Consider the following 20,819-nt stretch of genomic DNA (forward strand, 5'->3'; position numbering starts at 1 on the left):
GGGTATTTATACCCGTCATCTTTCATTACTCGGTCGTGTCGGCGACCTCGCGAAATCCGACGGGCGATATCGCCGGCTTAGTGGCCGGAAGAGAGCTTCACGCCGCCTTCCGGAACCGGAACATAAGGCGTTTCCTGGTCGGTGCGTTCGGGGTTCTTGCGGGCCGCCAGCGCCGCTTTGAAACCGTACGCGATGATGCTGTAGACCACGATCAGGAACAGGATGCTCAGACCGGCGTTGGTGTAGTTGTTGGTCACGATATGGTTCATGTTGGCAATCTGCTGCGCGCTCAGGTCGGCGCCGCCTTCGGCGATTTTGCCTTTGAACATGTTGGCCATATAGAAGAAGCCTTCCAACTGCGGGTTGTCGCTGAACAGTTTCAGACCCAGCGCCCAGGTGGTGCAGATAAGCAGCCAGACAGCCGGCACCAGCGTCACCCAAACGTACTGCGCGCGTTTCATCTTGATCAGGATAACGGTGCCCAGCACCAGCGCCACGGCGGCCAGCATCTGGTTGGAGATGCCGAACAGCGGCCACAGGCTCTTCACGCCGCCCAGCGGATCCACCACGCCCTGATACAGCAGGTAGCCCCACAGCCCGACGCAACCGGCGGTGCCGATCACGCCGGCGATCAGCGAGTCGGTTTTCTTCAGGAACGGCACGAAGTTGCCCAGCAGATCCTGCAGCATAAAGCGTCCGGCGCGGGTGCCCGCATCCAGCGCGGTCAGAATGAACAGCGCCTCAAACAGGATGCCGAAGTGATACCAGAAGCCCATGTCGGCGCCCGGAATGATCTGGTGGAATACGTGCGCAATACCCACCGCCAGCGTCGGCGCGCCGCCGGCGCGGTTGAGAACGGAAGGCTCGCCGATATCTTTCGCCGTTTGCAGGATCTGCTCGGGAGAAATCACGAAGCCCCAGGAGCTGACCGCCGCCGCCGCGTGCGCGGAGACATCCTGCAGTTGCGCCAGGATCATCGGCGCATCCGCCGTGCCCAGACGGTGCAGATCCGGCATGGTAATGCCCAGCGCCGCCGGCGGGGTGTTCATCGCGAAGTACAGACCCGGCTCGATGATAGAGGCCGCCACCAGCGCCATGACCGCCACGAAGGACTCCATCAGCATCGCGCCATAGCCGATGAAACGGGCGTCGTTTTCGTTAGCCAGCAGTTTCGGCGTAGTGCCGGAGGCGATCAGCGCGTGGAAGCCGGAAACCGCGCCGCAGGCGATGGTGATAAACAGGAACGGGAACAGCGTACCCTTCCACACCGGACCGGTGCCGTCGATAAACTGTGTTACCGCCGGCATTTTCAGATCCGGATTGAGGATCACGATACCGATGGCCAGACCGACAATCACCCCGATTTTCAGGAAGGTAGCCAGATAGTCGCGCGGCGCCAGGATCAGCCATACCGGCAGCAGAGCGGAAATAAACGCATAGCCGATCAGCGTAAAGGTGATGGTGGTATCTTTAAAGGTCAGCGCCGGTCCCCAGTACGGGTCATGGGCCACCACGCCGCCAAACCAGATGGACAGCACCAGCAGCACGATACCGATCACCGATACCTCGCCCACGCGACCGGGGCGGATAAAGCGCATATAGATGCCCATAAACAGCGCGATCGGCACCGTGGAGCACACGGTAAACACGCCCCACGGGCTTTCCGCCAGGGCTTTCACCACAATCAGCGCCAGAACGGCCAGAATAATAATCATGATCAGGAAACAGCCGAACAGGGCGATGGTGCCCGGCACCGGCCCCAGCTCTTTCTTGACCATTTCCCCCAGCGACGCGCCGTTGCGTCGGGTAGACAGGAACAGCACCATAAAGTCCTGCACCGCGCCGGCCAGCACTACGCCGCCCAGCAGCCACAGCGTACCCGGCAGATAGCCGACCTGCGCCGCCAGAACCGGGCCGACCAACGGACCCGCGCCGGCGATGGCCGCGAAGTGGTGCCCGAACAACACGTTGCGGTTGGTCGGAACGTAGTTGAGACCGTCGTTATTCACCACCGCCGGCGTCGCCCTGGTGGGATCCAGCCGCATCACTTTCTCGGCGATATACAGGCTGTAGTAGCGGTAGGCCACCAGATAGACGGCAACGGAAGCGACGATAATCCATAACGCGCTGACATGCTCGCCGCGGCGTAGCGCAACCACACCCAGACAAGCCGCCCCGATGATCCCGAGGATTACCCAGGGGATGTGTTTAAGAAAGGTACTGCTCTTCATAAGACATCCTTCATTAAAATTAAAAGCCGTAATCGTTTGATTTTGATGTTTATTAAAAAAATAGTGCGCTGGCGTCGATCGTCGGATTCATCCGTCGCGCGTTGTATTCGGATAAATGGAAATGGTCAGGTTGCAGCACATTACGTTATCGCACGCGCGTGCAGGGGGAGGATTTCGCCAGCCGGTAAAATAGCGAGCTAAGCGGTTGGAATCGCCCGGTGAACGGTTGGAGAAAAAAACGCCGGGCTGTCAGCGCCGTGAAACGTTAAGCTGCGGCGTCAGAAAGGCGTTGCGGAAATATTCGCGAATAGCCTGCATCGGCGGGGTGAATACCGCGTCACGATGCCAGGCCAGCCCGACGCTCATCGGATGCACGGCATCTTTCAGGGAACGGGTTTCGATACGCCGCCCTTCCAGCGACCACGGCCGGTAAACCAGATCGGATAAAATCGCCACGCCCAGACCGTTCGCCACCATGCTGCGCACCGCTTCCACCGAGCTGGTGCGCAGCATAATGCGCGGACGATATCCGCTCAGTTCCCAATAGCGCATGGCGCTGTGATCCGCCTCATCCACCGTCAGCATGATAAAGGGTTCTTGCGCCACATCGGCCAGACTCACCTGCGGTTTTTCACACAGCGGGTGGCGGCTGGGCAGCCATAGCCGTCGCTCGGAGTTAAACAACTTTTCCGCGGTGATTTCCGGGTGGGTGAGATTGGCGGTCAACACCAGCGAGATATCCAAGGAGCGGTCGATCAGCCCCTGCTCGATGTCGCTGCGTTCCCGTTCATTCAGATTGATGGTGATATGCGGAAAGCCGTAGGCCAGGCGTTGCAGGTGAAACGGCAAAAAGTACCCCATTACCGTGTAGCTGGCCGCGATGTTCAGCGCCCCTTTGGTGCGATTATCCGTGAGCGGCAACATCATCGCGTCATCAACGCTGCGCAGAATGGAATAGGCATGATTGAGAAAGTAGCTGCCGCTTTCGGTCAGCGTCATACCGTGGACCGAGCGCAGAAACAGCGGTTTCCCCAGCATGTTTTCCAGTTCCTGGATCGCCGCGGTCACCGCCGACTGTGAAATATTCAAATGGATGGCCGCCTGGGATATTTGCCCCATCTCGGCGGTCGCCACGAAATACCGAACCTGACGTAGTGTAATCATATCTTTCTCTTATTGTTGCAGCGTTCTGTTTTTCAGATATTCATCCATCTGAAAATACGTCTTTCCGAATGGAAAAAATTCACTCTATATTATTTTTAAACAAAGACATCACAAATAAGAAATAGTTATGAAACATGAAATCGATCTGAATTCCGATATGGGTGAGAATTTCGGCTCTTGGGCAATAGGCGATAATGTCGATAAAGAAATTATGCCTTATATAAGTTCCGCCAATATTGCCGCCGGTTTTCACGCCGGCGATCCCAATACCATAAGCCAGACAATTGAATTAGCGAAATATCATGGCGTAGCGATTGGCGCCCATCCCGGATTTCGTGATTTGGTGGGATTCGGACGACGGCATATTAATATTACGCCGCAGGAGTTGACTAATGACATTATTTATCAATTAGGCGCGTTGCGCGAATTCGCCAGCCTGCATCAGGTGCCGCTACAGCATATAAAACCGCACGGCGCACTGTATATGCACCTGGCGCGGGATCGGGCCGCCGCGCAGCTATTTGCGGCCACGTTACATGCGCTGTCCCCCGATTTATTGCTGTACTGCCTGCACGGCTCCGCGCTGTGGCAGGCGGCGACAAAGCTACAACACCCTGTTATTTGTGAGTTTTATGGCGACAGAGAGTATGACCGCAGCGGATCGATCGTCTTTGTGCGCCGGGTCAATCCGCTCGATCCCGAGCAGGTGGCGCAGAAAGTATTACGCGCCTGCCGGGAAGGGAAAGTGCGTACCGTTGAAGGCGACGATATTCCCGTGGCGTTTGATTCAGTCTGTATTCACAGCGATACCCCAGGGGCGCAGGCATTAATCAAGAGCACGCGCGAACGGCTTAATGACGCCGATATTAATGTTAAATCCCCAGTCAGAATAATTTCTTATCCCACATCTTAATAATATAAGGAGAGTTTGAGATGAAAGAATATGAGGTGTGCTCCCCTCTACCCGGTATTTTTTATCGGCAACCCGCGCCGGATGCGGCCGTTTTTATCCAGGAAAAAGATATTGTTACTGAAAACACCGTCATTGGATTAATTGAGGTCATGAAGCAATTCAGCGAAGTTTATGCAGAGCAGGCCGGGCAATTAATTTCATTTAACATCGGCAACGGCGAGGCTGTCGAGCCAGGGCAGGTAATAGCCATCATAAAAACGAATACATAAATACCACAATAACGTTTTTCTGCGCAGGGGAGATGAAAATGCCGATAACCAAATTACTTATCGCCAATCGTGGTGAAATAGCGGTACGTATTATCCATGCGGCTAAAAGCCTGGGGATCCCTACCGTGGCGGCATGCAGTGAAGCGGATGCCGATTCTTTGCCCGCCCGCCTGGCCGATGAGGTCTGCATTCTCGGTCCGGCCCGCGCCGACCAAAGCTACCTGAATAGCGATGCGCTGCTTGCGGGCGCCCGCCGCTTCGGCGCCAACGCCATTCATCCGGGATATGGTTTTCTGTCGGAAAACGCCGACTTCGCCCAGGCGGTTGAAGAGGCCGGGCTGCTGTTCGTCGGCCCGACGCCGCACACCATCCGCATGATGGGAGACAAAGCCGTCGCCAGGCGCACCGCGCAGGCGGCCGGCGTTCCGGTGGTGCCCGGTTCCGCCGCCGCGCTGAGCGACATCGATGAAGCGCTGCGCTGCGCGCAAGAGATCGGTTATCCGCTGCTGATTAAAGCAGCGGCCGGCGGCGGCGGTCGGGGCATCCGTATTGCCGCCGACGCGGCGGAGCTGGCGCGTGATTTTCCCATCGCCCGCAGCGAGTCCAACGCCGCATTTGGCTGCGGCGACGTCTATCTGGAACGTTTTATTCAGCATGCGCGGCACATTGAGGTGCAGATACTCGGCGACGGCGAACGGGTTGTACATCTGTATGAGCGGGAATGCTCATTACAGCGACGGCGCCAGAAAATATTTGAAGAGGCGCCCTCGCCGGCGCTCTCCCCCGTTCAGCGCCAGGCCATTTGCCATAGCGCCCTGCAACTGGCGCGGCAGCTGGGGTATCGCGGGGCGGGAACGCTGGAATACCTGTTTGATGAGGAGAGCGGTGAATTCTATTTCATTGAAATGAACACCCGTATTCAGGTGGAGCATCCGGTGAGCGAGATGGTCACCGGAATCGACCTGGTGCAATGGATGCTGCGCATCGCGCAGGGCGAAAAACTCAGCCTGCGCCAGCAGGATATTACTCTCAGCGGCAACGCCTGCGAGATGCGCATCAACGCCGAGGATCCTGAGCGCAATTTTTTCCCCTGCCCCGGCATGGTGGAAAAGCTGGTCTGGCCGCAGGGGGATGGGGTCCGTATCGACAGCCACCTGTTCAGCGGTTACCGCATCCCGCCCTACTACGATTCCCTGCTGGCGAAACTGGTGATTCACGGCGGCGATCGCCGGCAAATGCTGGCGCGCGCGGAGCTGGCGCTGCGCCAGCTCCGCCTGACGGGGATCACGACCACCCAGTCTCTGCATCAGTGGCTGATAGCCGATCCGCGCCTGCAGGCCGGACGGTTCGACACCAACGCGCTGGAGGCGTGGTTAATAGAACGCGCGCCGGCCAAGACGCCGCTTTCCCGGGAGGCCTGAGATGGAAAATAGCGCAATTCGTTACAGCTTTGGCGGCGATGAGCACCTTTTCGCCGAAATTGATCAGGCCATGTCGCTGTCCGCGTTCTTTCGCGGGCTGGCGATTACCCGCGCCCTCGAACGGCGGGCGATCCCCGGCATCCTGGATATTTGCCTGGCTAACGCCTCTTTTCAGATCCGTTTCAATCCGGATGTGGTTGCGCCGCAGGCGCTGCTGGAGGTGGTGCAGCAGGAGGAAAGTCAGGCGCAAACGGTTAACCGGCTCGAAACGCGCATCATTGAAATTCCGGTGCTGTACAACGATCCCTGGACGCATGAAACGCTGATGCGCTTTCGCGATCGCCATCAGGATCCCGACGCCACCGATCTGGAGTACGCCGCCAGCATCAATGGTTATCAGGATATCGCCGGATTTATCGAGGCCCATAGCGCAACGCCGTGGTTTGTGTCGATGGTCGGATTCGTCGCCGGTCTGCCGTTTATGTTTCAGATGGTCGAACGGGAAAAGCAGCTTCAGGTGCCCAAATATCTGCGCCCGCGCACCGATACGCCGCGCCTGTCGCTGGGACACGGCGGCTGCTTCGGCTGTATTTATTCGGTGCGCGGCGCCGGCGGCTATCAGTTATTCGGCGTCACCCCCGCCCCCATTTACGACCCGCAGCAACAGTTGGACTATTTACGCGAATCGCTGGTGTTTTTCCGCGCCGGGGACATCGTGCAGTTCAAGCCCATCGACCGCCAGCGCTATGAGAGGGATGTACAGGCGGTCGAGGCCGGCGCCTTCAGCCTGCGCATCCGGCCCGTAACCTTCGAAGCGGATAAATTCGCCGCCGACCCCGTCGGCTATAAAAAATATCTCCAGGAGGTGCTGTATGCAGATTAAGGTTCTCAAACCCGGGCTGGCGACCTCCGTGCAGGATACGGGACGCGAAGGCTATTACCATCTCGGCATTCCGCCTTCCGGCGGGCTCGACCAGTATTCGCTGCGTATGGCGAATCTGCTGGTGGGAAATCCCGCATCCGCCGCGGTGCTGGAAATCACGCTGCTGGGGCCGGAGCTGGAGTTTAGCGGCGCGGGGGTGGTGGCCCTGTGCGGAGCGAGCATGCAGCCGCAGTTGGACGGCGCGGAGATGCCCATGCATACCGCCTTTAGCGTCAAGGCGGGACAGATACTGCGTTTCGGTTATGCCGCCGCGGGTTGCCGCAGCTATCTGGCCGTCGCCGGCGGTATCGAGGTGCCCCTGGCGCTGGGAAGCCGTTCGACTTATACCCTGGGCGCGCTGGGGGGGCATCAGGGACGCCGTCTGGCGGCGGATGACCTACTTCCCGTAGGGGCGCCCGGCGGCAAAGCCAAACCGGGAACCACCGTACCCGCAGATTGTCTGCCGGCGTTCGGTAAGGACGTCTCGCTGCGCATGGTGCCCGGCCTGTATATCCATCGCCTCACTTCACAAGCGGTGACGCAGTTTTTTGCCGATGACTGGTCGGTGGGAACCGAAGCGGACCGCATCGGCTATCGGCTGAAAGGCGGAAGTCCGCTGGCCTTCCAGCCGCGTACGCCGCCGTTTGGCGCGGGATCGGACCCATCCAATATCGTCGATGCCTGCTATCCGATTGGTTCGGTGCAGGTGCCCGGCGGACTGGAACCGATTGTCCTGCTGCGCGATGCGGTTTCCGGCGGCGGTTATATGACGCTGGGAACGGTGATCGCCGCCGATTTGGATCTTGTCGGCCAGCTACAGCCCAATTATCGCGTTCGCTTTGAGGCGATCTCGCTGGAAGACGCGCTGGAGGCGCGATGGCGCTACCGTCAGCGCCTGGCGCGGCTGGAACATTTGTTGGTGAACTAAACCCACACGGGCCGGACGTCTCTCCCGTCGCTTTTGGCTATGCCGGAACGGCGGGGTTGCCCGCCCTTGATATCGACGATCGCAATCAGGCCGCCTCTGCCGTCCGGCAAGGCATCGCCTGCTTTCCGGAGGTTTACGATGGCTGATTTATCTCAAATTGAAGGTTCGCAGAATGTCACGGCCGCCGAAGCGGTCAGCGACGCGGAGCGGATGGGCAAATTCTCCCTGACGATGGCCTGGTGGGCCGTCTGCAGCGCCATTTTCTATATCGTGGTCGGGGCGTCGCTGGCGTTGAGCTATGGCGCTAAAAACGCCATTATCGGCATGATCCTGTCGATAATCAGCTACGGGCTGGTAAACGGGGCGATTAGCCGTTTCGCCATTCGCAGCGGTTTATCGGTGGCGTTGTTTTCCAATCTGCTGTTCGGACGTCTTGGTTCGGCGCTGGCCACGCTGATTTTCTTCTCCACCGCCATCTACTACGCGGTGTTTGAAGGGGCGGTCATCGCCTATGCCATCCATCATCTTTTCCCCCAGTTAGCCTATTATTGGGCGGCGCTGATCGTGGTGTTATACAGCGTGCCGCTGATTTTCGGCAGCGTACAGCACTGGCTGGACAAGTTTAACGGCGTTTTGCTGCCCTTCTATCTGGCGGGCCTGTTGCTAACCGTACTGGTGGCGATTAACCATTATGGCTATCAGCCGCAATGGCTGGATTTCGGACCGGAGTCGCCGCCGGCTTACGGCTGGTGGAACTGCTTCACCTACTATATGGGGGTATGGATCCTGATGATGTATACCTTCGACTATGCCCGCTTCGGTAAACAGCAAGACATCAATTATCATGCGCAATTCAACTTCGGCATGCCATTCTACCTGATCACCTTCCTGCTGAACGGCGTGGCCGGTATTTATCTGGTCAGCAGCCTTGAACCGCAGGGCGAGGTGAGCGAAGTCGCGGTAGTGGTGGCGATCCTGAACCTGCTGGGGCTATGGGGATTGCTGTTTGTCTGGGTCACCCAGACGCGCATCAACACCGCCAATTATTATCTGGCGACGGTGAATATGCAGGTGTTCTTCGACCGTTTGTTGCGCATCCGCGCTCGTAAGATCGTCTGGGCGTGCATCGTCGGCGCGGTAGTGTACCTGCTGATGCTGGCGGATATTTTCGCCTATATCCTACAGGCGCTGGCCTATCAGGGCGTGTTTGTGGTGGCATGGGTCGGCGTGGCGCTGGGGCATATTTTTTTCGCCGGCCGGACGCCGCCGCATACCGAGCAGACCTTCAGCCCGCGCGGACTCAGCGCCTGGTTTGTAAGCGTCGCCGCGGGCATCGTGCTGATGCACGGCAACGCCGCGCTGCAATCGTTTTCCGCGCCGGCGACATTCGCCATCGCGTTGCTGCTGTACAGCTTCTGGCCGGGACGGAAAATGGTTTAAGCCGGGTTTGATGAACTCGCAATCCATTGATTCATAAATAATTGTAAATACTTTATTGCGGAAACCGTTCCTCGTCTCTTATAATAAGATACTGTATATAAATACAGTTAACAGAGAGACGAAATCACACGCGGCAACGAAAAGATTAAAGATCTACTACAGAAGACATGGAAGTCTGACGATGATTGGTTTTATAGGGTTTTATGTAAGGCCTGTCGCGCTGCGGGTTAATTGACTACGGCATTGCTAGTACTCATAATGTATACACAATTACCTTTTTGGTTATTGTTTTGGAGGTTGAATGAATGTGTTCAGCGAAAATAAAACCGCTCAAATGGCTGGTTACCTGCTGCTCAAGCGCGGCGGACGCATGGCATACATCAAACTCATGAAATTGTTGTACTTGGCCGATCGAGAGTACATGCTGACATACGGCTACTCTATGACTGGCGATCGCGCAGTGTCCATGGATAATGGACCTGTGCTCTCGAAAACCTATGACCTGTTAAAATCAGGAAGCCCGCAAGATGAATCGCCATGGAACGAATGGATTGCGGGGGAAAAGGATTACGAGGTATCAATCAAGAAACAAGTTCGCGGTCTGGATGACGATGAGGCATTTGATGAATTGAGTAGGGCCGACTTGAGAATATTGGATAAGGTATTTTCAGAGTTTGGTGGGTACAAGCGTTTTGAATTGTGCGATCTTACTCACAAGATGTGTGCAGAATGGCAAAATCCGCATGGTTCTTCTGTTCCGATTAGCCCAAAAGATATTTTTATGGCTGGAGGAAAAACAGAAGCAGAAGCTAACGCACTAATCGAAAGAATGCGTGAACGCAATGCCGTTCAAGAATTTAGCCATCAATTATCATGACCCAATACCTACCATACAGAAAAGGCACTATACCCTAAATAATTCGAGTTGCAGGAAGGCGGCGACGCAACGAATCCCCGGGAGCTTACACCAGTAAGTGACCGGGGTGAGTGAGGAAAGCCAACGCACCTGCAGCTTGAAGTATGACGGGTATATATTGGCCCCTGTTGGTGGGTCTAACCATCTTCATATCATTTGTAATGATCCTGTTTATTATGCGATAAATGGGTGTGATTGTATCTTGGTTGTCAATATAACCACGATATACCCACCACCAGTTCATCATGATCCTGCATGCATTTTGCGGTCTGGGGATCATGATTTTATTCGACATGATAGTTACGTTTATTATGCAGATGCAATTATTTGGAAAGTTCCAAATGTCATTTCTCGACAACAGAGTGGCGAGCTAATACCACGAGCAGACATGTCCGAAGCCACTTTTCAGCGCGTACTTGATGGTTTTGGCATATCGGATTTTACTCACCCCAGAATATTAAAGTTCTACAGAAATTATTGTATTTAATCCCACCTAAAAAGCTAAAGTAAAAAAAATCAATAAGTTACCCCCCCACCAGAAAGACATTCTCTGCGGTTCGTCCGCAATCTGAGACTGCGCAAAGCGCAGTCTCAGACCATTGACAAAGCCTGTTATTAGGGAGAGCGTGGCGAGGGGCCGTAGCGGCGTAAGCCGCCGACAAATTTGCCAGGAGCAAATTTGAACTGCATTTATGCTGGCCCGCAGGGTGGGACACAAGGATGTGTCCCATAATGGCCCCTCGGTACGGTAGGCCCGGGTATCGCCGACTTACAGGCGACTTTGAGCAACCTCAGTCTCAGACCAACGGCTATTTATAGACAATCTCGCCCTTGGGCTGATACGCGGCGGCATCCAGCGGGGAATGCTTCTCGATGTACTGTTTCAGCACCTCCGCATCGATAAAGCCGGTATTCACATAGCTCGGCAGGTTATCAATCCGCGGATACCCGTCGCCGCCCATGGCGTTAAAATTCAACGTCGACATGCGGTAGACCTTATCCGCCTGCAATGGCTCGCCGTTGATTTTAATATCCCGCACGCCTTTGCCGTCCGCCGTCAGGCTAACGTTAAGGAATTGCGCATAGGCGCCGGAGTCCACCTCTTTATTCGCCACCACGGCCAGGTATTTTTCGACCTCGCTGCCGGTCATATCCACATAGACCAGCGTGTTGGCGAACGGCTGCACTTGCAGCACGCTTTTATAGGTGATATCACCGGATTCAATGGAATCACGGATGCCGCCGCCGCTCATGACGGAAAAATCCGCATTGGCGCGCTCACGCTGGGCTGTCAGCAGTACCCGCGCCAGATTGGTCTGGTGGAAACGGACCTGATTACGATCGCCTTCCAGTTTTCCTTCGACGCTCCCCAGTTTGACATCCAGCTGCGCCTGCCCTTTTTCCTGGAACGGCGTCAACATTTTCAGCACCGACGAGTCCTGTTTGATTTCATGCGTATAGAAAACACGCTCCGTCTTGCCATCCTCTGTGGCGACTTTTTTCTTCAGGTTTACCGGGATCAGCTGATAATGCCGCAGCGCCAGTTCTCCGTTGCGGAAGGTGAAATCCGCCCGGCCGACATATTTTCCCCACTCATAGGCCTGAACGATCCAGATTCCGTTTTGGCGATCGGGCGCGCAAGGCGTACCCGGCACATAGTCCACCTGTTTCTTATTCTCGCCGGCCATACAGACCGGATCCTGCGAATGGCCGCCGACGATCATATCCAGATACCCCGCCGGCAGGCTACGCGCCATTTCCACATCGCCCGGCGCGTTTGAACCGTGCCTGCCGTCGTCATAGTGCCCCATATGGGTTGCGGCAATAATGACATCGGGTTTTTCATTACCGCGCAACGCCTCGACAACCTGCTTCACTTCCGCGGCGGGCTGACGAAATTCGATATCGGTGAAATATTCGGGATTGCCTAATTTGGCCGTATCGTCGGTGGTCAGGCCGATAACCGCAATTTTGACGCCTTGTTTATCAAACAGCGCATAGGGTTTGAATAAACGTTTATTGGTGCTTTTTTGATAAATATTGGCCGACAGCAGGGGGAAATGCGCCCATTTTTCCTGCTGTCTCAGCACGCTGAGCGGATTATCGAATTCATGATTACCCAGCGCCATCGCATCATAACCCACCATGTTCATGCCGCGGAAATCGGGTTCGGCATCCTGTAAATCCGATTCGGGAACCCCGGTATTAATATCCCCGCCGGAAAGCAGCAGTAGGCTTCCGCCGTTGGCGGCAACCTCCTGACGAATTTGATCAACCAGCGTTTTCTGCGCGGCCAGCCCATATTCGCCGTGTTCGTTGTGCCAAAAATGGCCGTGATGATCGTTGGTGTGCAGTATGGTGATGGCGTACGTCTTATCTTTTTCCCAGGCCATGGTCCCAAACGGCGCCAGCGCCAGCGCCAGCGATATCGCCAAAGTACAGCCCAGTATTTTTGTTGAAAAACGCATCAGAAAAAATCCCCGTTTATTTTAAATATTCCACCAGAGAGCGTTATCAGAACATGCCGACAACGCGCTATACGCAAAGCGTGCAGCCGCCTCCTCCCTGTCGTCAGCATTGTATAATAGATACATATCGTCAGGAACACAGCCCCGTCCGGTTTGCCCGGCTGTCTTCGCACTGTAACGAATTCCTCATAATATGGATGTTTCATCGGAATAATCCGTTAATATGCGTTTTATTCCCTATTTTCTATAGTCTTCGACTGACGGACAGCGTTTTTTTACTAAACAAGGAAAGAAATCATAAGGTATACTGACCAAGAAGCAGGCTTTATAGCGATAATTACGCATGTTTATCAATGCTTATCCGGAGAAACCGTCCGTAAATCTGTGTTACCATGGAAATATGCTGGTAAGCTAACATTTTTGGTAGAATACCTGTTTTACCCAAGCAACATTTCTCTATATGCAATAGAATTTATACCAGAAGTCCGCTCATTCACTTTTCATACATGGCAAAAGGAGTCGGGATGCATGTTGCAACACCTCTAATTTCAACGATCGCCGGAGGGCTGGTTCTCGCCTTTCTGCTCGGTATTTTGGCAAATCGCCTGCGCATTTCCCCTCTTGTCGGTTATCTGGCCGCCGGTGTGCTTGTCGGACCTTTTACCCCGGGATTTGTCGCCGATACCTCGCTGGCTTCAGAGTTGGCCGAGCTCGGGGTCATTCTGTTGATGTTTGGTGTTGGCTTGCATTTCTCCCTAAAAGACCTGATGGCGGTTAAATCGATCGCCATTCCCGGCGCGATTGCGCAGATTGCCGTGGCAACGCTGCTCGGGATGGGGCTTTCCGCCCTGCTGGGCTGGAGCCTGGCGAGCGGTCTGGTGTTCGGCCTCTGCCTTTCCACCGCCAGTACCGTGGTGTTATTGCGCGCGCTGGAAGAGCGTCAGCTGATTGACAGCCAGCGCGGCCAAATCGCCATCGGCTGGCTGATTGTCGAAGATCTGGCCATGGTGCTGACGCTGGTACTGCTGCCCGCCTTTGGCGATATGATTGGCGCGGAACATGCCGACACAGGTAAACTGCTGCGCGATCTGGCCTGGACCATCGGTAAAGTCATCGCCTTTATCACCCTGATGATTGTCGTCGGGCGCCGCCTGGTGCCTTGGGTGCTGGCAAAAAGCGCCAGCACCGGTTCGCGTGAGCTATTTACGCTGGCGGTGCTGGCCATGGCGCTGGGAATCGCTTTCGGAGCGGTGAAACTGTTTGACGTTTCCTTTGCGCTGGGCGCGTTCTTTGCCGGCGTGGTGTTGAACGAATCCGAGCTAAGTCAGCGCGCCGCGCATGATACGCTGCCGCTGCGCGATGCGTTCGCGGTGCTGTTCTTCGTTTCCGTCGGCATGCTGTTCGACCCGATGATTCTGATCAACGATCCGCTGGCGGTGCTGGTTACCCTGGCGATTATCGTCTTTGGTAAATCCGCCGCCGCATTTCTGCTGGTGCGACTCTTCGGCCACTCGAAGCGCACGGCGCTGACCATTTCCGCCAGCCTGGCGCAAATCGGCGAATTCGCCTTTATTCTCGCCGGGCTGGGCATCGCCTTGGGATTGCTGTCCGAAGAGGGGCGCAGCCTGGTGCTGGCGGGCGCCATCCTTTCCATCATGCTTAACCCGCTGCTCTTTACCATGCTCGAACGCTATCTGGCGAAAAATGAAACCATTGAAGAACAGATCGTGGAAGAAGCGATCGAAGAAGAGAAACAGATCCCCGTCGATATGTGCAACCACGCGCTGCTGGTCGGCTACGGACGCGTCGGCAGCCTGATCGGCGCCAAACTTCATCAGGCGGGTATCCCGGTGGTGGTGGTGGAAAACTCCCGCGCGCGCGTCGATGCATTACGTGAGCAGGGCATTAAGGCGGTGCTCGGCAACGCCACCAAACCGGAGATTATGGAGATCGCCCGTCTGGACTGCGCCCGCTGGCTGTTGCTGACCATCCCCAACGGCTATGAAGCCGGTGAAATCGTCGCGGCGGCGCGTGAAAGAAGGTCCGACCTGGAAATTATCGCCCGCGCGCATTATGACGACGAAGTCGCCTATATCACCGAGCACGGCGCCAATCAGGTGGTGATGGGCGAACGGGAGATCGCCAACAGCATGATTACCTTGCTCAAGCTTGAAGAAACGCCGGCGACGCCGCAGGAGTGCCCAATCTAATCCTTATCAGGCGGGCGTCGCCCGCCTGAGGTTGCTGACAAAGTCGCCTGTAAGTCGGCGATACCCGGGCCTACCGTACCGAGGGGCGCTCCGGCGGCTTACGCCGCTACGGCCCCTCGCCACGCTCTCCCTAATAACGAGCTTTGTCAATGGTCTGAGGCGGGCGTTGCCCGCCTGCTCTTTTCGCCTACTCCGCTTTTGTCACCAGTTGTTCCAGCAGATCGATATGCAGCGGATCGTCGTTTAACGCCGGAATATAGGTAAATTTCTCACCGCCCGCGTGCAGGAATATCTCTCTGTTCTGCTCCTGAATCTCTTCCAGCGTTTCCAGACAGTCCGCCGCAAAGCCGGGACACATAACCTGAATATGCTTAACGCCCTGCGCCGGCAGGCCTTTCATCGTCTCGTCCGTATAGGGCGTCAGCCAGGGCTCACGTCCAAAACGCGACTGAAAGGTCACCAGCACCTTCTCTTCAGGCAAGCCTAACGCCGCCACCAGCGCCCTGGAGGTCGCCATACAGCGCAGCGGGTAGTCATCCCCCTCGCTGGCATAGCGTGCCGGAATGCCGTGGTAAGAAAGCACCAGCCGGTCCGGCTCCCCCTGTTCGGCAAACGCCCGCTCTACGCGGGATTGCAACGCGGAGATATAAGCCGGGTGTTGCGCATAATCGCGAATAAAACGGATGGCGGGCAAACGGCGGTATTGCCGCAACAGCCTGGCCAGCCCGTCCCAGACGGCGGCGGTCGTCGAGCAGGAATATTGCGGATAGAGCGGCAACACCACCAGTTGCGTGACCCCCTGCGCCAACAATTTATCCAGCGCCGAATGCAGGCTGGGAGAGCCATAGCTCATCCCCAGTTCAACCGGAACATCCGCCATGCGGGCCGCCAACGCCTGTTGCTGGCGGCGGCTAATCACCAGCAGCGGCGAACCTCCCTCCATCCACACCGACTGGTAGAGCTTCGCCACGCGCGGCGAGCGGATAGGTAAAATAACGCCGCGCAATAGCGGCCACCACAGCAGCCGTGAGGTATCAACCACCCGCCGATCGCTCAGGAATTCAGCCAGATAGCGTTTCACCGCCCGCGGGGTGGGTGCATCGGGAGTGCCTAAGTTCACCATCAGCACGCCGTACTTCTGTTGCGTCATCACAACCTTCCTCTTATGGAGCGGCAGGCTTCCACTTCCCGCTCCGTATCTAGGTATCAGACTGTCTATTGTAGCGAAAAACGCCGCATAAAAACGGCAAGATAGCCGGGATAAAACCGATGCCACCAATAGGAAAAACAGGGGGAGTGCTGCCGACATGCCGTAACGGGCAAAAAAATGCCAGGCGATCGCCTGGCGGTACTATTATAAACCGTCGGGAATTAACCCAGGATCTTTTCCAGCTCGGCGCGCACTTCCGCTACCTGGCGCGTACCTTCCACCTTGAAGCAGCGGGTATTGCCGGCATCCGCTTCCTTCTGGTAGTAAGCCACCAGCGGCGCGGTCTGCTGATGATACTCCACCAGACGTTTGCGCACCGTCTCTTCCTGATCGTCTTTGCGAGTAACCAGATCTTCACCGGTTACGTCGTCTTTGCCTTCCACCCGCGGCGGATTAAATTTCACATGGTAGACACGCCCGGAAGCGGGATGCACCCGACGCCCGACGATGCGATCGACAATCAGTTCGTCGGGAACCGCAAACTCGATAACATAATCCACGTCGATGCCCGCCTCTTTCATGGCGTCAGCCTGGGGAATGGTACGCGGGAAGCCATCCAGCAGGAAACCGTTGCGGCAATCGTCCTGAGCGATGCGCTCTTTTACCAGCGCAATAACCAGTTCATCAGTGACCAGCTTGCCGGCATCCATGATTTCCTTGGCCTGCTTGCCCAATTCGCTGCCGGCTTTTACCGCCGCACGCAGCATGTCGCCGGTGGAAATCTGCGGAATACCGTATTTTTCCATGATGAATTGAGCCTGAGTACCTTTGCCTGCGCCCGGAGCGCCCAGCAGAATAATACGCATTGCGTAAATCCCCTTGCTATAGAGTATTTATAAAATAAATTTGAAAAGCGCTAAACCATACCATTCCAGGCGTTTATCCTCAAGGAACGGGCTCGTTTCAGCCTGTCGTCAACGGTCAGAAAACCTCATCACCGACGTTTTGGGGCGACGGCAAACGGGCGGAATACCCGTTGAATACCCTTATTCCTCATCTCCGCAGGCGATGACGGCAACCGTGGGGCCGCCGTCATAAGGCTTATTATTTACCGGTCAAGCCGGTCAACACTTTTTCAAAGTCATTGAACGGGCAGAAACCGTCGGCGTTGACCGGGCACCCTTGCAGTTCAAGCGTGACGCGCTGCGGCGGATTGGCCCGATTAAGCTGCGCCAGGGTTCTGATCTGATCGGTGGATTGATAGACATATTCCATTTTCAGCAGCGACGCGCCGCTGCTCTTGTCTTTCCAGCGCTCGAATACCACTTTGCCGCCGATCGGCGTGGTTTCAAACTGATGCGGCAATTTGTAGGGTTTGACGCCCAATGCTGAAAACAGCGACGCGACGTTGGAGTCATGTCCCACCAGGAAAGTAAATTTCGGCGTGTTCTCGCCGAATGAACGCTCCAGTTCTTTCACCAGATTCACCGAGACTTCTTTGGCGACCACCGGGGCGCTGAACACCACGCTGTTATAGTACTCCTTGATCGACACCAACGATTCGAACTGCTGGTTGTCTTTGATTCTGCCCCAGCCGACGTTCTCGATCGGCGCGCCTTCATAATATTGCAGAATAAACGCATCCGAAATGGAGGTGCCGGTTCTTAACGGGCCGGAGACGCCGGGTTCCTGATCGGCAACAATTTTCACCGTGGTTGGCTGAGCCGTGAGATCGCACTGTTTATCGTCTTTACAATTTGCCGATTCAGCATAGCGGATCACCTGCGCCATCTGCTGGTAGGTTGGCTTCAGCCTCTCATTCAGGCCCTCAAGGCCTTTACCACCGGCCGTTTTATTGATTGAATCAATGGCCCGCTGCTTAAAGTCCGCGCTACCGTCGCGGATAATCGGATTAAAGGTCGCATCCATCGTGCCTAATTTTTCTTTATGTTCCACCGGAACGATACAGCCCGGAAACGCCCCTACGGCGAAGTATTGGGCGGTGGCGATGGTGCGTTGCAGGCTGTTGGCGTAAAAACGCACCTCCTTTTCCGTCGGACAGCTATCAGCGGTCAACAGGCGGTTATCCACCAGCCATTCGCTGAAATAGTGGCCGAAGAAAGCTTCCAGCGCGCCGCCGCGGGTAGTCAGATAGCTGCTGGGAGTATCCCATTGCGGCCAGGCGTCCGGCGTCATTTTGCCGAGGGTACTGCTCGGGCTTGCCAATGGCGCCCGCAGACCGTGGCGGCTAAATACCACGACCTGCTCCAAGGCAAAATTATCACCGCCGGCCAGGGTTTCTGTTGAAAACGGCAACAGTAAAGGCAGACAAAACAACGCCTTCATTTTTAATGACATTATTCACTCTCCTCGTTGAGGAAATGTTATTTCCCCTATTAAAAAAACGCCGGGAGCGTTTTTCAACGTCGCTTGCGACGGCCTGAAAGGTGGCGGGCAAGGACGCCCGCCATAAAAAAACGCCGGGAGCGTTTTTCAACGTCGCTTGCGACGGCCTGAAAGGTGGCGGGCAAGGACGCCCGCTATAAAAAAAGAAAATAGCGGGATCCATTGAATAGTAGGCCTGACGGCGGGTTAATGGCTGGTTGAGAGGATAAAGAGTCATCAAAGTGTGATTTAAATCATGCAATCTCTGGCGAATGCGGCAGACATTTTTCGATGGCGCACGGATTTATGCGGGGATGGTCGATTTTTTTATCTTGGCGGAAGCAATATTTCTCTTTGTGAAATATGTTCTTTACCGCAGGATCACAACCCTCCCGCATGCATCGGGGGGGTTGTGCGGCACAGACTCAGAGCAACATCAGGCGCTCAGTAACTGATTCATGCGGCGGATAAACTGGTTCGGATCGTCCAGCGTACCGCGCTCGGCCAGCAAAGCCTGATCCAGCAGCAGTTCAACCCACTCGGCGAACTGCGCGTCGTCGCTCACGTCGGAGGCGCGCCTGACCAGCGCATGATCCGGGTTAAGTTCAAAAATATACTTCACTTCCGGCGCCTGTTGCCCGGCGGCGGCGAAGAGTTTCGCCATCTGGGTGCTCATTTCGTTGGCGTCGGTGGTGACAATCGCCGGCGTATCCGTCAAACGGTGGGTCAGACGAACCTCTTTCACCCGATCGCCCAGCAGCGTTTTTACGCGCTCAACGAAAGGCTCCAGCGCTTTTTCCGCTTCTTTCTGCGCATCGGTTTCTTCATCCGCCAGCTTGTCCAGCGCCTCATCCGCTTTGCTGACGGACTGGAAGTGCTTACCGTCGAACTCCGTCAGGTAGCTCATCATCCATTCGTCGATGCGATCAGAGAGCAGCAGCACCTCAATGCCTTTCTTGCGGAACAGCTCCAGATGCGGGCTGCTCTTCGCCGCGGCATAGCTGTCGGCGGTGATGTAATAGATTTTCTCCTGCCCTTCCACCATACGGCCGACGTACTCTTCCAGCGAAACGGTCTGCGCCGAGCTATCCGAATGGGTGGTGGCAAAACGCAGCAGCTTGGCGATGGCTTCCCGGTTGCCGCCATCTTCCGCCGGCCCCTCTTTCAGCACCAGGCCGAACTGCTGCCAGAACGTCTGATATTTGTCCTTATCGTCCTGCGCCAGTTTTTCCAGCATCTGCAAGACGCGCTTGGTCAGCGCATTGCGCAGATTCTGGGTAACGCGGCTGTCTTGCAGAATTTCGCGGGAAACGTTGAGCGGCAGGTCATTGGAATCAATCAGGCCGCGCACGAAGCGCAGGTAGTTGGGCATAAACTGTTCCGCGTCATCCATGATAAACACGCGCTGCACATAAAGTTTCAGACCGTGCTTATGGTCGCGGTTCCACATATCCCACGGCGCCTGGGCGGGAATGTACAGCAGGCTGGTATATTCCTGTTTCCCCTCCACCCGGTTGTGGCTCCAGGTCAGCGGATCGGTAAAGTCATGGGCGATATGCTTATAGAATTCGGTATATTCTTCATCGCTGATTTCGGATTTGCTGCGCGTCCACAGCGCCTGCGCCTTGTTAATCTTTTCCCAGCTCACCGTGGCTTCGCTGTCCTCTTCCTCGCTCTCCTGGCGGGACTCGATTTCCACCGGCAAAGCGATATGGTCGGAGTATTTGCTGATGATGGAACGGACGCGCCAGTCATCGAGGAACTCATCTTCGCCCTCGCGCAGGTGCAGGGTGATTTCGGTGCCGCGATCTTCTTTGGTGATGTCGGCAATGGTGTAATCCCCTTCACCGGCGGATTCCCAGAACACGCCCCGATCGGCGGCGGCGCCCGCGGCGCGGGTGCGCACGGTCACTTTATCGGCGACGATAAAGGCGGAGTAGAACCCCACCCCGAACTGACCGATCAACTGGCTGTCTTTTACCTGATCGGAACCCAGCGATTCCAGAAATGACTTGGTGCCGGATTTGGCGATGGTGCCGAGGTTATCGATCACCTCATCGCGGCTCATCCCGATGCCGTTGTCGGAAATGGTCAGCGTGCGTTTTTCCTTATCGGTGGCAACACGCACGCGCAGCTCACCGTCGCCCTCGTATAATTCAGGCGAGGAGAGCGCGCGAAAACGTAATTTGTCCGCCGCATCGGAGGCATTGGAGATCAGTTCACGCAGAAAGATTTCTTTGTTGGAATAGAGTGAATGGATCATCAAGTGCAGCAGTTGCTTTACTTCAGACTGGAATCCGCGGGTTTCTTGGCCTTTCATACTCATTATTGCTTACCTCAATCCTAATATTATTCAGGCTGATTACATTGGCGATGAGCATGAAGTGGGGATAAGCCGCGAT

The 20,819-nt window shown here is 55.8% G+C and carries 16 protein-coding genes; 9 read left to right on the top strand and 7 right to left on the bottom strand.

Annotation, left to right across the window (positions count from 1 at the left end):
* Positions 1-77: 77 nt before the first annotated feature.
* Both EH206_RS16535 and EH206_RS16540 read right to left on the bottom strand, forming a co-directional pair.
* Positions 78-2,231: a carbon starvation CstA family protein gene (locus EH206_RS16535; protein WP_009113968.1), complete on the bottom strand. Its 2,154-nt coding sequence runs from the start codon at positions 2,229-2,231 to the stop codon at positions 78-80.
* Between the two features lie 249 nt (positions 2,232-2,480).
* Positions 2,481-3,395, bottom strand: a complete 915-nt coding sequence (locus EH206_RS16540) for a LysR family transcriptional regulator (protein WP_009113969.1) — start codon at positions 3,393-3,395, stop codon at positions 2,481-2,483.
* A gap of 127 nt (positions 3,396-3,522) precedes the next feature.
* On the opposite strand from EH206_RS16540, the gene EH206_RS16545 reads away from it, so the two are divergent.
* The 8 genes from EH206_RS16545 (at position 3,523) to EH206_RS16580 (ending at position 10,165) form a co-directional block, all read left to right on the top strand.
* A complete protein-coding gene (locus EH206_RS16545) occupies positions 3,523-4,308 on the top strand; it encodes a 5-oxoprolinase subunit PxpA (RefSeq protein WP_009113970.1) in 786 nt (261 codons plus the stop codon).
* 20 nt (positions 4,309-4,328) lie between these two features.
* Positions 4,329-4,577, top strand: a complete 249-nt coding sequence (locus EH206_RS16550; protein WP_009113971.1) for an acetyl-CoA carboxylase — start codon at positions 4,329-4,331, stop codon at positions 4,575-4,577.
* A gap of 32 nt (positions 4,578-4,609) precedes the next feature.
* On the top strand, positions 4,610-5,998 hold the full coding sequence (locus tag EH206_RS16555) for an acetyl-CoA carboxylase biotin carboxylase subunit (protein WP_040343361.1): 1,389 nt from the start codon (positions 4,610-4,612) through the stop codon (positions 5,996-5,998).
* Position 5,999: 1 nt separating this feature from the next.
* Entirely contained in the window at positions 6,000-6,881 is an 882-nt protein-coding gene (locus EH206_RS16560) for a 5-oxoprolinase subunit B family protein (protein ID WP_009113973.1), read from the top strand.
* The gene (locus EH206_RS16565; RefSeq protein ID WP_009113974.1) at positions 6,871-7,848 is read left to right on the top strand and encodes a 5-oxoprolinase subunit C family protein; all 978 of its coding nucleotides are present in this window, start codon (positions 6,871-6,873) and stop codon (positions 7,846-7,848) included. The genes EH206_RS16560 and EH206_RS16565 overlap by 11 nt, the downstream gene beginning before the upstream one ends.
* Positions 7,797-7,994 (top strand): hypothetical protein, encoded by a 198-nt coding sequence (locus tag EH206_RS16570; RefSeq protein WP_009113975.1) that lies wholly within the window; start codon positions 7,797-7,799, stop codon positions 7,992-7,994. Before EH206_RS16565 ends, EH206_RS16570 begins: the two co-directional genes overlap by 52 nt.
* On the top strand, positions 7,987-9,288 hold the full coding sequence (locus EH206_RS16575; protein ID WP_009113976.1) for a purine-cytosine permease family protein: 1,302 nt from the start codon (positions 7,987-7,989) through the stop codon (positions 9,286-9,288). The genes EH206_RS16570 and EH206_RS16575 overlap by 8 nt, the downstream gene beginning before the upstream one ends.
* 301 nt (positions 9,289-9,589) lie before the next feature.
* Positions 9,590-10,165, top strand: a complete 576-nt coding sequence (locus EH206_RS16580) for a Panacea domain-containing protein (protein ID WP_009113977.1) — start codon at positions 9,590-9,592, stop codon at positions 10,163-10,165.
* Between the two features lie 848 nt (positions 10,166-11,013).
* On the opposite strand, the gene ushA is transcribed toward EH206_RS16580, so the two are convergent.
* Entirely contained in the window at positions 11,014-12,672 is a 1,659-nt protein-coding gene (ushA, locus tag EH206_RS16590; protein WP_009113979.1) for a bifunctional UDP-sugar hydrolase/5'-nucleotidase UshA, read from the bottom strand.
* A gap of 524 nt (positions 12,673-13,196) precedes the next feature.
* On the opposite strand from ushA, the gene ybaL reads away from it, so the two are divergent.
* On the top strand, positions 13,197-14,882 hold the full coding sequence (ybaL, locus tag EH206_RS16595; protein ID WP_009113980.1) for a YbaL family putative K(+) efflux transporter: 1,686 nt from the start codon (positions 13,197-13,199) through the stop codon (positions 14,880-14,882).
* A 187-nt stretch (positions 14,883-15,069) separates the two neighbouring features.
* Here the strand turns inward: ybaL and hemH are convergent, their stop codons facing one another.
* The 4 genes from hemH to htpG form a co-directional block, all read right to left on the bottom strand.
* Entirely contained in the window at positions 15,070-16,032 is a 963-nt protein-coding gene (gene hemH, locus EH206_RS16605; RefSeq protein WP_009113981.1) for a ferrochelatase, read from the bottom strand.
* 221 nt (positions 16,033-16,253) lie between these two features.
* Positions 16,254-16,898, bottom strand: coding sequence for an adenylate kinase (gene adk / locus EH206_RS16610; RefSeq protein WP_009113982.1), 645 nt, complete (start codon positions 16,896-16,898; stop codon positions 16,254-16,256).
* 238 nt (positions 16,899-17,136) lie between these two features.
* Complete coding sequence (gene agp / locus EH206_RS16615) at positions 17,137-18,390, bottom strand: bifunctional glucose-1-phosphatase/inositol phosphatase (protein ID WP_009113983.1); 1,254 nt, start codon at positions 18,388-18,390, stop codon at positions 17,137-17,139.
* 463 nt (positions 18,391-18,853) lie between these two features.
* Positions 18,854-20,737, bottom strand: a complete 1,884-nt coding sequence (gene htpG / locus EH206_RS16620) for a molecular chaperone HtpG (RefSeq protein WP_198008365.1) — start codon at positions 20,735-20,737, stop codon at positions 18,854-18,856.
* Positions 20,738-20,819: the final 82 nt, after the last annotated feature.

This window comes from Brenneria nigrifluens DSM 30175 = ATCC 13028, from assembly GCF_005484965.1.
In the GTDB taxonomy this organism is placed as follows: Bacteria; Pseudomonadota; Gammaproteobacteria; order Enterobacterales; family Enterobacteriaceae; genus Brenneria; species Brenneria nigrifluens.